This window comes from Synechococcus sp. W55.2, assembly GCF_047461635.1.
Lineage (GTDB): Bacteria > Cyanobacteriota > Cyanobacteriia > Thermostichales > Thermostichaceae > Thermostichus.
The window spans coordinates 1-15,209 of record NZ_JANSHM010000069.1; the positions used below are offsets into that span (position 1 = coordinate 1).

Consider the following 15,209-nt stretch of genomic DNA (forward strand, 5'->3'; position numbering starts at 1 on the left):
GCAGCGTCAGATTTGTATAAGAGAGAGCCATCACCTGCTGACCCATTTTTTTCAGCTTGGCCCGACTGGTACAGAGAATCTCTGCCGGCGTGGGCTTTTCAACCGGAAACCGAGCCGGGATCTCGGGAAAGAGGGCGGCCAAACTCGGATCGATCCGCACGCGATAAAAGTTGGCCTGCGCTGCGCGCACCCAGCCGGTACAATCTTTTCCTTCCGGTTTCACCGGGTTCATGGCGACGCAGGTGTGCCGCGACGCACCCAGAGAATGTAATGGCCTTCGGGGGAAGCTGCCTGTCCCTCAATCCGATGCCCGGCCATGGCTAGACTGTTGGGCACCTGCTCCAGGGGTTCTCCTGCATCCAGCCATAGCTCCAGCAGTTCTCCAGGAGCCATGCGCTCCAGGCGCAGCTTCGCCCGCACGTAGTTAAGTGGGCAAGGGATCCCGCGCTGGTCAAGGATAAACTTGACCTCTTCCGACGAAACAGCCTCTGCAGTCATTCTTCCTCACGCTCCCGGTTGCCAGGCATCTGGGCCAGCCCCCGCAACAACCCGCCCAAGAAACCATCCCGCTTGTTGATGCGTTCTCCGTGCAGCTCAGCCAGGCGCATGAGCAATTCCCGCTCTTCTGAGCTGATGCGGGTGGGGATCTCCACCACCAAGGTGATTTGGTGGTCGCCCCGAGACATCGGGTTGCCAATGCGAGGTACCCCCTTGCCCTCCAGGGTCAGCACTGTACCCGGCTGGGATCCGGCTGGGATGGTCAGCTCCACCTCTTCCTCCAGGCCGGCTTTCGAGTCCACAGTGGGCACAGAGACTTTGGCCCCCAAAATGGCCTGCAAATAGCTCACCCGCACCTCCGAGAGAATGGTCAGGCCATCTCGCTGGAAGTCGGGATCCGGCTCCACGAATAGGTAGACGTAGAGATCCCCGGGCGGGCCACCGCGCCGACCGGCATCGCCTTCCCCAGAAACCCGCAAACGGGTGCCACTATCCACGCCGGCTGGGATGTTAATGCGCAGTTTCTTCGTGGTTTGGGCCAAGCCCTCGCCATTGCAGTTGTGGCAGGGCTCTTCCAACACCTGACCGCTGCCACCACAGGTGGGACAAACCGAGACCTGGGTAAAGTTGCCGAACGGCGTGCGGGTTGCCCGCCGCACCTGACCACCGCCCCCGCAGGTGGGGCAAGTTTTCACCTCCGTACCGGGCTTAGCCCCGCTGCCTCCACAGACGTTGCAGACTTCCAAGTGGCTGATGCGAATCTGCTTTTCGCCGCCGAAGATGGCTTCCAGAAACTCCAGTTTTAGGTCAAAGCGCAGATCATCGCCCCGTACCGGCCCCTGGCGACTGCGGGCATAGCTGGCTCCTGCCCCTGCAAAGTTGGTGAAAAAGCTCTCGAAAATGTCGGCAAAGCCACCCATCCCCGCAAAATCCTGGAATCCACTTGCTGCCGCAGCAGCTCCACTCAAACCCGCTTCTCCAAAGCGATCGTAGCGAGCTTTTAGCTCATTATCAGAGAGCACCTCATAGGCACGGTTGATCTCTTTGAAGCGCTCCTCGGCGCCTGGCTCCTTGTTGACATCCGGGTGGTACTTACGAGCCAACCGTCGATAGGCGCGCTTGATCTCCTCTTTGGAGCTATCGCGGCTAACCCCCAAGATTTCATAGTAGTCGCGAGCCATAGAAGCGCTTCAGAAGAGGTTAAAGATCAAAACATCAGACACACTTGAGATGCAACTTGTCAGGCAGCACAACCGAAGCAGACCTACAAGGCACCGGAGCTGGGGGAGAGCAAGCAGTTGCCTAGAATCCTCAGCGAGCTCCATAGATCTCGCTACCCATCTCCAGCAGGACAGCCCGCAGTTCTTCCATTGCGTTCCGTAAAGTTGCTAAGTCTACGTTATCATTTGCCAGCAATGCCCTCAATGTGCCCGCCACTTGAGCCCCCCGCTGGATTCGAGCTTCGCTGAGGCGATTGCCATGCTCCTGCAGGGTTTTGTCGTAGTTGTAGAGCAGGCTATCTGACTGGTTGCGGGCTTCCACCAACTGCCGCCGGCGTTGATCTTCTTCGGCATAAGCCTCCGCTTCCCGACGCATTCGCTCGATCTCGCTGCTGCTCAAGCCACCGTTGTTGGTGATCTTGACGCTCTGCTCGATTCCTGTCCCCTTTTCCCGAGCCGAGACTTTCAAGATCCCGTTGGCATCGATGTCAAAAGAAACCTCGATCTGGGGCACCCCACGGGGAGCCGGCGGGATCCCGGTCAGCTGAAAGCGGCCCAAGGTTTTGTTGTCTTTGGCCATGGCCCGCTCTCCCTGCAGGACGTGAATCTCCACCACACTCTGGCCATCGGTGGCAGTGGAGAAAATCTGGGTTTTACTGGTGGGAATGGTGGTGTTGCGCTCGATGATGCGGGTGAAGACTCCCCCCAGCGTTTCCACCCCAATCGAGAGAGGGATCACGTCCAGCAGCAGTAGATCTTTCACTTCTCCACCCACCACGCCTGCCTGGATGGCAGCGCCAAGGGCCACCGCCTCGTCCGGGTTGACGGAGCGATCTGGGTTTTTTTTGAAGATTTGCCGAATTTTCTCCTGGACAGCGGGAATACGAGTGGAGCCGCCCACCAGCAGCACGCGGTCGATGTCTGCAGGGGAGAGGCCAGCATCCCGCAGCGCCTGTTCTGTAGGCTCCACGGTGGCCTCCACCAGATCCCGCACCAACTCCTCAAATTTGCCGCGGGTCAGCTCCACTTCCAGGTGCTTGGGCCCCGAATCGTCGGCGGTGATAAAAGGCAGGTTAATGAGTGTAACCTGGGTGCTGGACAGCTCAATTTTGGCCTTCTCAGCAGCCTCCCGCATCCGCTGCAGGGCCATGCGATCCCGCGAGAGGTCGATCCCTTCCGTCTCCAAAAACTGACGGATGAGCCAATCGACAATTCTTTGGTCGAAATCATCCCCCCCCAGGTGGTTGTTGCCGGCAGTCGCTTGCACCTCAAACACGCCGCTGCCCAGTTGCAGCACCGAGACATCAAAGGTGCCGCCACCCAAATCGAAAACCAGAATGCGTAGGTCTTGATCTTGTTTGTCTAGGCCATAGGCCAGGGCGGCTGCTGTCGGCTCGTTGATGATGCGCAGCACCTCCAGGCCGGCAATGGTGCCCGCATCTTTGGTGGCTTGCCGCTGGGCATCGGTAAAATAGGCGGGAACGGTGATCACGGCTTGGGTCACCGGCTCCCCCAGATAGGCCTCTGCATCGGCCTTCAGCTTTTGCAGGATCATGGCGGAGATCTCCTGCGGAGTGTAGGCGCGATCTTGCACCGCCACTTCCACCATGTTGTCTCGACCGGGGATGACCTTGTAGGGAACCCGCCTCCGCTCATCTTCGGTCTCGGCAAAGGTGCGGCCAATGAAGCGTTTGATGCTGAAGATGGTGTTTTCAGCATTGGTAACCGCCTGGCGCTTGGCCAGTTGGCCTACAAGGCGGGTGTTGTTCTTGGCGAAGCCGACAATGCTGGGGGTGGTGCGCCCTCCCTCGGCGTTGGTGATCACAACGGGCTGACCACCTTCCAAAACCGCCACGCAACTGTTGGTGGTTCCCAGGTCAATCCCGATGACTTTACCCATAGCCCCCTCTTCCCGTGCGCCAAGTCTCAACCCAAGAACGCAATTCCACGGATCTTAAAAGCATTCTGCCCAGAATCCCGCAGAAACCTTCAGACGTTGCTTTCGTCTCCGTAGCTTTACTGTAGCGTTTCTGAGACTGCTCTGGATCTGTTTGTCAAGGTTCAAGTGAGCAAGTTCGGCTAGGAAGGTTGGGGGTTTTGGGGAGAGGCGGGCATGTTTTCCGGACCAGCTTCGATGGTGGCTTGGGCTGGGGGGGATGGTTCAGAGCTGGGGCTGCCCGCCGAGACGGCCACCATGGCATGACGGATCACCAAGTCCCCCAGCTTGTAACCTGGCTGATATTCGATGGCTACCACATCCTCGGGATAGTCTGGGCTGGGCTGACGGGCTATGGCTTCGTGCAGGTTGGGGTCGAAGGGCTGGCCCACCGATTTCATGCGGGAGACGCCCATCTTCTTCAGGCATTCCACCAGCAGGCGGTAGACGCTCTGGTAGCTGTTGTGCAACTCCCGCTCGCGGTCGGTTTCCAGCTTCAGCTGCTGCTGAGCCCGCTCAAAGCTGTCCACAACAGGCAAGATCTCCAGCACAAATTTCTGCCGTTCTTTTTGGCTGAACTCTTCTTTTTCCCGCTGGGTACGCCGCCGGTAGTTTTCAAAATCGGCGTAGAGGCGCAGGTAGGCGTCTTCTTTCTCTTTGAGTTGCTGGCGGACAACTTCCAACTCGTGCTGGAGCTGCTTGAGAGCTTCACCGGGATCTGGAGAAGGCTCAGCTGCGGTTTCTCCGGAGGAGGTACCGGCTTCTGCTTCGCTATCTTCCAAAATCAGCTTCTCCAGCTCTGCCTCTACGTCGACCTCTTCTTCCTGTAGTTCAGGATAGGTATCTTCTGGGGCCATCGGTTGCTTCTCTTCGGCAGTCATGGGCGATGTCGGCAAGTGTTAGCAATGAGCAGTGACTCGGATATCCCCAGTTTGGCAGTTTCAAAACCGCCGCTGCACTCAGCCAAACCAGGCTCTGTGTTGATCGTATTCTACCGGGTTCTCTTTCAGCCAGTTGAAGTCAATATCTTTTCTTTCCTAGCCGACCAGCAGATGTTCGCGTGGCCGGCCCAGGCAATCGGGGAAGTAGATCTTGGCCAAGTCGGGGATTAGGCGCCAGTTGGGGCTGTAGATGGGTTGAATGGGGGAGTGGGTGTGAATATAGTAGACCAGAAAGTCGCGGATGCTATCGGCTGAGATCCACAGGGTTTGGGCTTCTTGGAACATGCTGTAACCGCCGCCGCCGCCGGCTCGGTAGTGGTTAATGGCCAGGCGAAAGGTCTGTGCTGGTTCCACCGGCTGTCCGCGGAATTGTAAGGTCACCAGGCGCTTTCCTACGGGGCGGGTGAGATCGAAGCAGTAGTCGATGCCGTGGTAGAGGTCGAAGGTGTAGCCGCGGGCTTCGGGGGCCACGACGGCAGCAGGATCGGCGGGAAGGTGATTGGGATCCAACTGGCGAAAATAGCCGGCAGTCTGTTCCAGGGCGCGCCGCAGAATATCTCCGGTGATCTCCAAAACGCAGAGGGTGTTGTCGTAGACGGTGAGGCTGTAGGCATCTTGCAGGGAGATGGGGCCTGCCGACAGGCCGGCGCTGCTGCAGATGTTGACCAGGGAGAGCTCTGCGGGGAATCCCGCCTCCCGCACTGCTTGCAATTGGGCCTGATGGAGCAGCTCTGCCAGAGGGTTGGCCCCCAGACGGGCTGCCAGACCGCCGCTATAGGCAGAACGGGCTTGGCCAATGGGCTGACGGATGTAGCGCAGGGTGGCTTGATGATAGGGCTCTGTCAAGGCCAAGAGTTCGGGATCGGGAGGGATCCCTTCGGCGGAGAGGAGCTGTGCGCTTTTGCTGATGATTTGCCAGCGGCTGCCCTGGCGCTCCAGCTCCAGGGATACCTGGGAGAGGTGGCTGCCCCAATAGCCGGGCTGCACCACTAGAGCTGGGGATCCCCCCAAACCGGCAATGGTCTGGTGGGTATGGCCGGAGAGGATGACGTCAATGCCGTCCAGTTCGGCCAGGGCCAACAGTTCGTTTTCCCCTGCCAGGCTTTTGTTGCTGCACCAGCCGGAGCGATCTGGGTTGTGCCAGTGCTCAGGGGTGCGCAGGGGGGGCAATTGGTTGGGGCCGCTGTGCAGGATCAAGATCAAAACATCCACCTGAGGTCGCAGCAGCGATAGGTAGTGTCGGGCGGTCTCCAACAAGGGGGCAAAGCGTAGGCCCAAGATGTAGTCCGGGCGCTCCCAGGTGTCGATGCGGGGGGTGGTCAGCCCCAACAGGCCGACGCGAACCCCGGCCAATTCCCGGATCAGGTAGGGCTGGAAGAGGGGATCCCCATTCTGGCGGAGGATGTTGGCGCAGAGCACCGGACAGCGGAGATCGCCGATAAAATCCTGGAGAACTTGCAGCCCAAAGTTAAAGTCGTGGTTGCCGGGGGTAAAGGCGTCGTAGCCCAAGGCGTTGAGAGCATGAGCCAAGGGGTGAGGGGAGACGCGCTCCACTTGCGCATAGTAGGTGCCCAAGGGGGATCCCTGAATGGTGTCGCCGCTGTCGATGAGCAGGACGGGATCCTCACTGGCTGCTCGCACGCGCTTGATGAGGGTGGCCAGCTTGGCTAAACCGTGCTCCGCAGGGATCCCGGTGAAGTAGTTCCAGGGATGTAGATTGGCATGGAGATCCGAAGTGTGGAGAATTGTTAATCGCATTCTCATATCATAGCCAAAGTCAAAGCCCAACCCAAACTCGTCAGCCCAGCAAGAACAGCACCTGCACACAGCCCACCAAAAAGCCGAGGAGGCCGCCTAAGTTGACGATGGCCTGGAGTTCTTGGCGCACAATCTGCTGGATGGCCTGCTCCAGGTCGGCAGGGGAGGTGGCGTTGACTTTATCGGCAATGACCTGATCCAGGTTCAACACCGGGATCACCTGCATCATCAGGGATTCGAGATCCCGTTCTAGGTAGCGCTCCAAGACCAAAGCCAGGTCGGCGCTGATCTGATCGATGGAGGTGATCAACGCCTTGGAGTTGCGCAGGCGTCCCAACACCAGGCTGGCCACTTTTTCCCAATCGATGGTCTCCCCCAGCCCTTTGATAACCTCTGGCCCTTGGCTGCGCAGGTAATCTTGGATCCCGTCGCGGAGGGCACGGCGCAACTGACGCACGGCGGAAACCGGCAGGTTTTGCAGCGAGAGGTTCTGCAGGATCTCGGTCAGGCGGCGGGAGGCGTTGATGTCTTTGAGCAGATCTTCCAAGATGGCTTCTGCCCCTTCCGGCTCTTCTAGACAATAGGTGCGCAGGCGCAACAGGGCATTTTTCAGGCCGAACAAGTTGGCCACCACCCAGTAGGAGCCGGTCGCTCGTTCACGAAACTCCTCGTCAAGGGATTCGATGTTGCGATCGGTGAGAAAGTCCACCAAGTTCTGCCGCAACACCTTTGGGGGCAGCGCCTGCTTCAGGATCCACTCCGAGAGCTGCTTAGCCTGCTCGCTGCTGAGGCGCAGCTCCAGCAACACTTGGTCGAACAGTTGGTTAATCGGCCCTTCCAAAAAGGTTTCTTGGCGGGCAAGCACCTTCACCAGGCGGGGCAACGACTCGTTAAACAGGTCGGCTAAAATGCGCGCCAACACCTGAGCAGTTTGCTGCTGTTGCTCAGGGTTTTGCAGCCGATCCAGGGCTACCCCCAGCAGCCAGCGGATCCCTGCTTGCATGCGCTCGGTTTGCAGCAGCTTACGGGCCAGATTGTGCAGTTCCTCCGGCGTGAGCAGGGATCCCATGATGGTCTTGGCGATCTGCTTGGCCAGACGAGGCTGGTTCTGCGGGATCAGGCCGGGGGTAAAGGGGATGCGCCAGCCGAAAACCCGATAGGGGCGGTAGGGCCGGAACAGCATTTTGATGGCAATGTCGTTGGTGAAATAGCCGATCACCAGCCCGGCCAGCGGGGGCACAACGTAGATCCAGAAGGCCATGGAAGCAATTGAGGGTGCTCTCTTCTACTCTACTGACCTGCCCCAGCGCAAGAGAGCGTTGACCAGTTATTGGATGATCAGGCTATCGGTCAGCTCCAGCTCCACCAGCGTATTGGGCTGTAGCGTCACCACCCGGTCGATATTGGTACTGCCTGCCGCAGCACCTGCCAAGCTGCCGGCCAAGATCGGCAAAAAGCCCCATCCCCCCGTGAGGATCCCCAAGGCCAACCCACCTGCTGCCCCATAGCCTGCCCCGCGGGCTACAGTTGTGCCGACATCGGCGTTGCGATCCAACCCGACTGGTAGCGGCGCAGATTGGCCTCTCACCAAGTAAGTGGAAGAGCCGATGGTGAGGCGGTTGGCCACAAAGCGGCTGCCGACGACCCGCTCTTGGGGATCGGCGCTCTCCGACTCCCGACCAGGAAACTTCTGTTCTCGGTAAACCGGCTCAAAAGTGCCCCACACCACACTCCCTGCCGGGATCACCACCTGGCCAAAGCGATCCACCACCGGCTCGGAGACTTCCAGGTGGCCGTTAATGGCCTGGTAGGGCTGGAAAGTGATGGGGCGGTAGACCGTGAGGAGAATACGGGTGCCGGCAGGCAGCTCGCCCCGCGTGGCTCCAGGGAGATCCCCACCTGGGCTGAGGTCGGGCCGACGTTGATAGGAATAGGCCTCGCCTTGGGGGAGTTGTCCACCTGGGGCCGCTTGAACGGGCACCACCGGGATCGGATCCAAGGCCGGAGCCGTGGGATCCAGCGGCATTTGCGGCACCTGAGGTACAGGCGGTAGGGCCGGTGGGGCGGCAGAGCCGGGGGAGGGCGGAGCACTCAGCAAGGGCAAGGTAGGGACGGGATCCCCCCTGGGGGGTACCGACTGAGGGGTGAACTCGAACTGCTGAGCGGCAACCGGGGCAACAGCAGCGGCCATCAACATCCCACCCAACACCCCCCAAAAGGAACTCCTCTGCAACAAATGCAGGAACGGCTGCAAGGTTGAGCTCATGGATCCCATCCGGTCACAACTGGCAGTAGCTTAACATCCTGACCAGCTCATGCCCACTAGGGGTAGTGCCTAGCGACGACTCAATCGCTCTTAAAACACTATTAAGAAGCGTTGATGGGATCCCTCTTCCCTAGGGGCTAGGAGAAGGTGAAGGCTCCCCGCCAGGCTGTGGAGTCGGAGTGGGTGTGGGGGTCGGTGTTGAAGTCAGGGTGGGTGTAGCTTCCGGCGTGGGTGTGGGAGTAGGCGTAGCTACCGGTGTTGGGGTTGGCGTTGGGGTCAGAGCTGGAGTCGGCGTTGGGGTCGGTGTGGGTGTCGCTGCTGGTGTTGGGGTTGGTGTTGGGGTCGGTGTGGGAGTGGGCTGGGCGGCCTGCACCTGGAAAGACCACTGCTGGATGGTGGTGTTGCCGCTGGTATCGGCAATTTGGACGGCAATTAAGGTCGGCCGATTGGTGGGCAGCGGCTCGGCAGGGGTGTAGGTAAAGCCGGTGCGGGTGAGCTGGGCTTGGGCGGTGACATCCACATTGTTCACCAGCAAGGTAAAGCTATTCAGGTCAATTCCTTGGTCATCTTGGAAACGGGCTGAGATGGAGGGGCGAGAGTTGTCGGTTAGGGATCCATTGGGAGGGGCCAGTTCGCTGATGGTGGGGAAGGTGGTGTCGGTAACCCGCCCGATGGTGATGGTCTTATCCGGCAGCTGCACCAGGGTTACCAGTCCATCCCGCTCCAAGCGGGCAAAAACAGGCGCTTCTGAGGCCCGGTCTTGGCTGCGGAAGGTGTAGCTGCCCTCGTATTGCCCTGGGCGGGTTTCCTGCAGTGGCAGGTTGTAGGCAATGCCGGGGATGGAAAACGATCCCTGCGCACCTGGGGATCCCAGCAAAAACACGGTAACGGTATCCCCTGGGTTTACGGATCCCAGCTCTTCGCGGGCAAAGAAGGTTCTCACCTCTGGAGCGGCGGGCAGCGTTTCCACCAGAGGCTCAATGGGAATGTCCGGCGTGGCCAGGGGTTCGGGCGTAGGAGTGACCTGGGCAAGGAGCTCGGTACGGATCCCAGGGCCGGGGATGGCAGCCCCCACCGGCGGATCCAAATTGGGTACTCGACCCACCTTGGCCAGCGCTTGGTAGGTAAGGGCAGCCACTTCCCCCCGCGTGGCCACCGCCTGGGCATTCAATTGAGTGGGGTTGGGGTAGAGCACCAACAGCCCTTCCTGAACCGCTGTCGCGATGGGGGCGCGGGCAAAGTTGGGAACCAAATTGGCATCGCCAAACCCGGCCAGGATCGCGTCAATTTGACTGGGATCCTCGATGAGCCTACCGTTGGTGGCGGCACGGGTCAGGACAGTGATGGCCTGCGCACGGGTGAGCACATCGTTGGGGCGAAAGGTGCCGTCCGGAAAGCCGGAAACAAACCCTGCCGCTGCCGCCGCGCCGATGGAGGGAGCCGCCCAACTGGGAATCGGATCGGCAAAGGAGCGCACAGGAACGTTGGTATCTAGGCCAAAAGCCTTGGTGACAATAACGGCAAATTGGGCACGGGTGATGGATTCATTGGGACGAAAGGTGCCATCCGGGAAGCCGCCGATGATCTGCCGTTCATTCAACCCGGCAATGTACTGGGCACCCCAATAGGTGCTGATATCGGAAAGTTGGGCCCAAGCGGGATCCCCAAGCCAGGCCAAGCTGCTGCAACTGATCACCAAAGCCGCAGTCTTCCAACCCTGCCAAAGGGAAAGCTTACGCATCGTTCACACCTCAGGTTCTTGGTACAGGATTCAGGTCTCGGATCCCCACTCTTGGCTGGGAGAGGCCATAGAAACTGGCCGGACAGAAGAGTTGGAGAGGATATCCAAACCGCACATCCAGACGAGGAAACCTTCCGAAAAGTTCTATTTGGCCGTCGGTTTCGCCAACCTCTTAAGGGGCAGGATTGGGGTAGCGCTGGTGAACCGCTTCGATCTCCGCCAGGATCTGCGGGGACAGCTCCACATCCAGGCAACTGAGGTTCTCTTTGAGTTGGGTCAGGCTGGTGGCCCCAATGATGGTGCTGGTGACAAACCAGCGGCTGCGCACAAAGGCCAAAGCCAACTGGGCCGGTGTCAGACCGTGCCGGCGGGCAATTTGCACATAGGCGGCCACCGCTTCTTCCACATTCGGCTTGCGGTACCGCTGGCCAAAGCCTTCAAACAAGGCCAAACGGGATCCCGGCGGCTTCACCCCCCCCAGATATTTGCCCGTCAGCAGCCCAAATCCGAGCGGGCTGTAGGCCAGCAAGCCCACCTGCTCGTGGCGGCAGACTTCCGCCAGGCCCATTTCAAACGTGCGGTTGATGAGGCTGTAGGCATTCTGAATCGAGACCACCTTGGGCAACCCCAGTTGCTCGGCCACCTGGCAGAACTTGCTCACCCCCCAAGGGGTTTCGTTGCTCAGGCCGATGTAGCGAATGAGACCCTCTTGCACCAATTCCGCCAGAGCCTGCAACTGCTCGGCAATGGGAACGGTGGGCCGCTCCTGGCTGGGATCGTAGGCAGCGCCCCCAAACAGAGGCACATAGCGATCCGGCCAGTGGATCTGGTAGAGGTCGATGTAGTCGGTCTTCAGGCGCTTGAGGCTGCCGGCCACCGCCTGCCTGAGGTTGTCGCGGGTAATGGACAGGGATCCGTTGCGAATCCAATGCCAGGGCCGACCGGGGCCGGTGATCTTGGTGGCCAGGATCAGGCGATGCCGCGGTTGGTGTTGTAGCCACTCGCCGATGTAGCGCTCGGTGGATCCCTGGGTTTCCGCCCGCGCCGGCACCGGGTACATCTCGGCGGTATCGATGAAGTTGATCCCGTGCTCCACCGCGTAGTCGAGCTGTTCGAAAGCCTCAGACAAAGTATTCTGCTGCCCAAAGGTCATGGTGCCCAGGCAGATCTCGGAAACTTGCAAAGGGCTGTGGCCAAGCTGGCGGTAGCGCATGGGGAATCTCCGTCTCCAACCCTAGACAGCGCGCCAGTCCCCATTGTGCCCAAAACCTGTCGGCCTACGGGATCCGCCGCTCTGCCCCCCTCCTACCTCGGTGCGGATCCCAGCAGAGGAACGTACTCGCGGTAGAGCTGACCCAAAATTTCCAGACCAATGCGGGTGCGGCTATCGGGGGGGCGAGCCTCAATGGCCGCCTTGACTTGCAAAATCGTGCCCACCGGATAGGGGGAGCGCAGCTCCTCCCGCTTGCCCAAAAACACATCCGTAAAGTAGTCGATCAGCCGCTTGACTTCCCCCACGTCTTTGCGGGAAATGTCCATATCCAAAACGGTGGTCAACTTGGCCCGCATAGCCTGAAAACTTTGCTGGCCGGTGTTGAGGGCCACCCGCTTGGCCAGGCTATCCACCACAATTTGGGTGATCTTCTCCACATTTTGGGTGACGATTTCTCGGTGGCGGGCGGCAAAGCGCAACTGAACCTCATCCAGGAATCGTTCTCGTTCCAGAATCTGGATGCCCTGTTGCTCCAGATCCACTCCATAGCTTTGCAACTGCTTGTACTGATTCAAAACCCATTGGTTGTAGAAGGAATCGGCCAAAACTCGCCAATAGCTAATGAGGGTGGCCTCGGCAGAGGGAACGCTGACCAAATAGGCCTCGCTGGTGATCAGGCGCAAATGCTCTGTCAGCTCATCTCGCTCCTTCTCATCCAAGTAGGAGGTGCGCGGCACCCAAACTGCCCCGTACTCGCTTTTCACCTCCCCGGGCAGGGTTCCGAAGAGGGTGTCAAAAAACTGATGAATGCTGAAGAGGAGAAACTTTCCCGGATCCTGAAGGCGGGTGAGCAGTTCCTGTTTTTTCTCCTCCTGATATTGAGTTACCAACTGCTGGGCCTCGGCGATCTGACAGCGGGCAACCTCCACATCTTGCCGCAGCTTTTCAATCTCCTCCGAGCTCACCATCTCAACACCAGTAGGCTCCCGTTCCCCGCTGAAATAGCTGCCCCCCAGCCCGCTGCCCCCAATGCCCACCAGGGGAGCGTCGCTGTCGTTGTCCAGGGTTAGAAGGCGAGCAAGAGCCTGGAGTCGAGCCTGCCGATTGGAGGAGCGCAGGGATCCCAGCTCCACCGGATCCCCACTTTCCCAACCGTCCAGCCCGCCGATGCGGTAGAGCGTGTAAAAATACTTGCTGAGCAGAAGCGCCAGCAGATGCCTGTTCTTGACCTCGTTGTACTCCAGGTAGGCTCGCAGACACAGTTGGAAGGCGATGTTGGGCAAGCTGCGACACACCTTCATAATCTGGGTGTAGACCCTTTGCAGGTGAGGCCGAAAGCTGCGTGGGATCGCCTCGGGCCGTAGGCCGCGCAACAAGAACTCCTGCTGGCGCAGATCTTGAGGGGTAAAGTAAAAACTTTCTTGCCAAAGCAGCTCATCCAAGTCACGGGCAAAAATCGGTTTCAAATGGTCGATGATTTGCACCACAACCGACTCGGTGAAGGCCGGTATAATCTTTTCGATGTGAAGCTGATCGTAAACGGAGCGCAGCCGCTCGCTGCGGAAGTCTTCGATGGAGATCAGCCCCTTCATGGTTCCGATCCGACCATCGCTCAGCAGGAACTTATAGACCACTTCGGCAGTGGCCCCTGGGGAGAGAACAAGAGTTCCCGTCAAGTCAGGGCAGATTTGCAGGGGGCGTAGCAGGCGGCTGGTTTCACTGACGCTGAAGCAACTCCAAGCTGCCGGGTTTAACACCACCGACGATAGGGAGGCCAACAATTGCTTCTCGTCCAAGTCCTCCAGCCGAATTTCTCCCCTGTGAGCTTCGCTAGGTCCCGGAGGCAAGCTCGCCCGCGAATCCTGAATGGCGGAAGGGGATAAGGATGGGGGAGATGTGCTCATGCGGTAAAGGCTATTGAATCTTAACGTTCACTCTAAGTCGGCGAAGGATGGATGAGTGTGATCTGTATCTCTGTATCCAATGAAAGTCTCTCAAGAAGAATCTGCCCAGAATCTGCCTCGAATTGTCTCCCGCCACCAGTATCTGGAAACGGTTAGCTTTTGGGTAGCGTGCAACCACGGTTTTGAGGATCCACAAATCGATACGCACCTTCAGCTCCGATGGATGAAGCTGTTGAGGCCTTCCCCGTTGTCGTGAACTGCTTGCCGAGCCGGTTTTCCTGCTGCAACCCCTAAGCTAGGATGAAAGATCTGCCTATCGGTATGGGATATCGGGCTGGAGTTGGGTTTGAATGCGTTTTGACTTTGGGATTGGGGTGCAGCGGTCATGACGACCATTTTGATTGTCGACGACGATCCGACGATTCGGCTGGTGTTGAAGCGATCCCTGGAACGACAGGGCTACACCGTGGAGATGGCCAGCAACGGTTCCGAGGGACTGGAGCAAGCCCACCTGCTGGTGCCGGGGCTGATCATCTGTGACTGGATGATGCCGGACATGGATGGGCTGGAGGTTTGCCGACGCATCAAAGCCGATCCCAAGTTTTCCACGACGTTTTTTATTTTGCTCACCGCTCGCACCGAGGTCGAAGACCGCATCCAGGGCCTGGATGCCGGAGCAGATGAGTTTCTAAGCAAGCCCATCGACCCCAATGAGTTGCGGGCACGTGTGCGAGCCGGATTACGCTTGCACCAGCTCAGCTATGACCTGCAGCAGCAAACGGCCAGGTTACGGGCAGAATTGGCCGAGGCGGCCAGCTATGTGCGTTCCCTCCTGCCGGAGCCAGCCTATTTCCCCGACTGCAAAGTGGCTCTCGAGTGGCGCTTTTTGCCCTCCCAGGAATTGGGGGGAGATTCGTTTAACTATCATTGGCTGGATGAGGAACACCTGGCCATCTATCTGCTGGATGTGTCGGGGCATGGGGTGGGATCCGCTCTGTTGTCGGTGTCGGTGATGAACCAGTTGCGCACTCAAGGCTTGGCCGATGCCGATCCCCGCCAGCCGGACGCGGTCTTGCGTGCCCTCAACCACTCTTTTCAAATGGGATCCCACCATGAGATGTACTTCACCCTTTGGTACGGGGTTTACCAGCCGGGATCCCGTCTGCTCTCTTTTGCCAGTGCCGGCCACCCACCTGCCCTGCTCATCCAGGGTCAGGATTCGCTCCTGCTGAAGACTGCCAACTTGCCCATTGGCATTTTGCCCGACCTCACTTTTCAAAGGGATCAGGTGCGGATCCCCGAGAACAGCCATCTCTACCTGTTCAGTGATGGAGTTTACGAAGTCATAAACCCCCAGAGAGAAATCTGGGGGCTGGACAATTTGATAGCCCTGCTGAGCAAGGGCGCTGGCAATAGTTTGGATCAGGTGATCCATCAGGCCCAATCCTTTCAGGGGCGGACGGACTTTGAGGATGATTTCTCCCTGCTCCGGATCAGCTTTGGTTAGAGGTGAGTTATGGCTATTGCAAGCTGCTTTGAGGCGATCCCCTGACCAAAAGGCGCGGCAAGCCCCGTCCTTCAGGGCAGGGAAGGATAGCGCGAACCGTAGCCTATATCGTTGTCATCACGCATAGGCCAAGAATACGATTGAGCGATGCAACGACTTCAAGCCTTCAAGTACGAATTGCTGCCCAACAGCCAGCAGGAACGGCAGATGCGCCGCTTTGCTGGC

At 59.0% G+C, this 15,209-nt stretch carries 12 protein-coding genes and 1 pseudogene; 2 read left to right on the top strand and 11 right to left on the bottom strand.

Annotated elements, in window-relative coordinates; translation table 11 throughout:
• The 11 genes and pseudogenes from NW828_RS11785 to NW828_RS11835 all read right to left on the bottom strand — a co-directional run.
• Positions 1-232, bottom strand: a pseudogene (locus NW828_RS11785) (ribosome small subunit-dependent GTPase A); the annotation flags it as partial.
• A complete protein-coding gene (locus NW828_RS11790) occupies positions 229-498 on the bottom strand; it encodes a sulfurtransferase TusA family protein (protein ID WP_414329168.1) in 270 nt (89 codons plus the stop codon). The pseudogene NW828_RS11785 and the gene NW828_RS11790, both read right to left, overlap by 4 nt.
• Positions 495-1,679, bottom strand: a complete 1,185-nt coding sequence (gene dnaJ, locus NW828_RS11795) for a molecular chaperone DnaJ (RefSeq protein WP_414384069.1) — start codon at positions 1,677-1,679, stop codon at positions 495-497. The genes NW828_RS11790 and dnaJ overlap by 4 nt, the downstream gene beginning before the upstream one ends.
• A 130-nt stretch (positions 1,680-1,809) precedes the next feature.
• Positions 1,810-3,618: a molecular chaperone DnaK gene (gene dnaK, locus NW828_RS11800; RefSeq protein WP_414329166.1), complete on the bottom strand. Its 1,809-nt coding sequence runs from the start codon at positions 3,616-3,618 to the stop codon at positions 1,810-1,812.
• A gap of 179 nt (positions 3,619-3,797) precedes the next feature.
• Positions 3,798-4,535 (bottom strand): nucleotide exchange factor GrpE, encoded by a 738-nt coding sequence (grpE, locus tag NW828_RS11805; protein ID WP_414384071.1) that lies wholly within the window; start codon positions 4,533-4,535, stop codon positions 3,798-3,800.
• 156 nt (positions 4,536-4,691) lie between these two features.
• The gene (locus NW828_RS11810; protein ID WP_414384073.1) at positions 4,692-6,353 is read right to left on the bottom strand and encodes a bifunctional metallophosphatase/5'-nucleotidase; all 1,662 of its coding nucleotides are present in this window, start codon (positions 6,351-6,353) and stop codon (positions 4,692-4,694) included.
• 40 nt (positions 6,354-6,393) lie between these two features.
• Complete coding sequence (locus NW828_RS11815; protein WP_011434466.1) at positions 6,394-7,614, bottom strand: DUF445 domain-containing protein; 1,221 nt, start codon at positions 7,612-7,614, stop codon at positions 6,394-6,396.
• 66 nt (positions 7,615-7,680) lie between these two features.
• On the bottom strand, positions 7,681-8,619 hold the full coding sequence (locus NW828_RS11820; RefSeq protein WP_414384075.1) for a hypothetical protein: 939 nt from the start codon (positions 8,617-8,619) through the stop codon (positions 7,681-7,683).
• Between the two features lie 130 nt (positions 8,620-8,749).
• Complete coding sequence (locus NW828_RS11825; RefSeq protein WP_414384077.1) at positions 8,750-10,360, bottom strand: S-layer homology domain-containing protein; 1,611 nt, start codon at positions 10,358-10,360, stop codon at positions 8,750-8,752.
• Positions 10,361-10,532: 172 nt separating this feature from the next.
• Complete coding sequence (locus NW828_RS11830) at positions 10,533-11,573, bottom strand: NADP(H)-dependent aldo-keto reductase (protein ID WP_414384079.1); 1,041 nt, start codon at positions 11,571-11,573, stop codon at positions 10,533-10,535.
• Between the two features lie 92 nt (positions 11,574-11,665).
• The gene (locus tag NW828_RS11835; RefSeq protein WP_414384080.1) at positions 11,666-13,420 is read right to left on the bottom strand and encodes a hypothetical protein; all 1,755 of its coding nucleotides are present in this window, start codon (positions 13,418-13,420) and stop codon (positions 11,666-11,668) included.
• 442 nt (positions 13,421-13,862) lie between these two features.
• On the opposite strand from NW828_RS11835, the gene NW828_RS11840 reads away from it, so the two are divergent.
• The gene (locus tag NW828_RS11840) at positions 13,863-14,984 is read left to right on the top strand and encodes a PP2C family protein-serine/threonine phosphatase (protein ID WP_414384082.1); all 1,122 of its coding nucleotides are present in this window, start codon (positions 13,863-13,865) and stop codon (positions 14,982-14,984) included.
• A gap of 147 nt (positions 14,985-15,131) precedes the next feature.
• Positions 15,132-15,209 (top strand): helix-turn-helix domain-containing protein (locus tag NW828_RS11845; protein ID WP_414381514.1); only part of this gene is annotated, 78 nt, incomplete at its 3' end.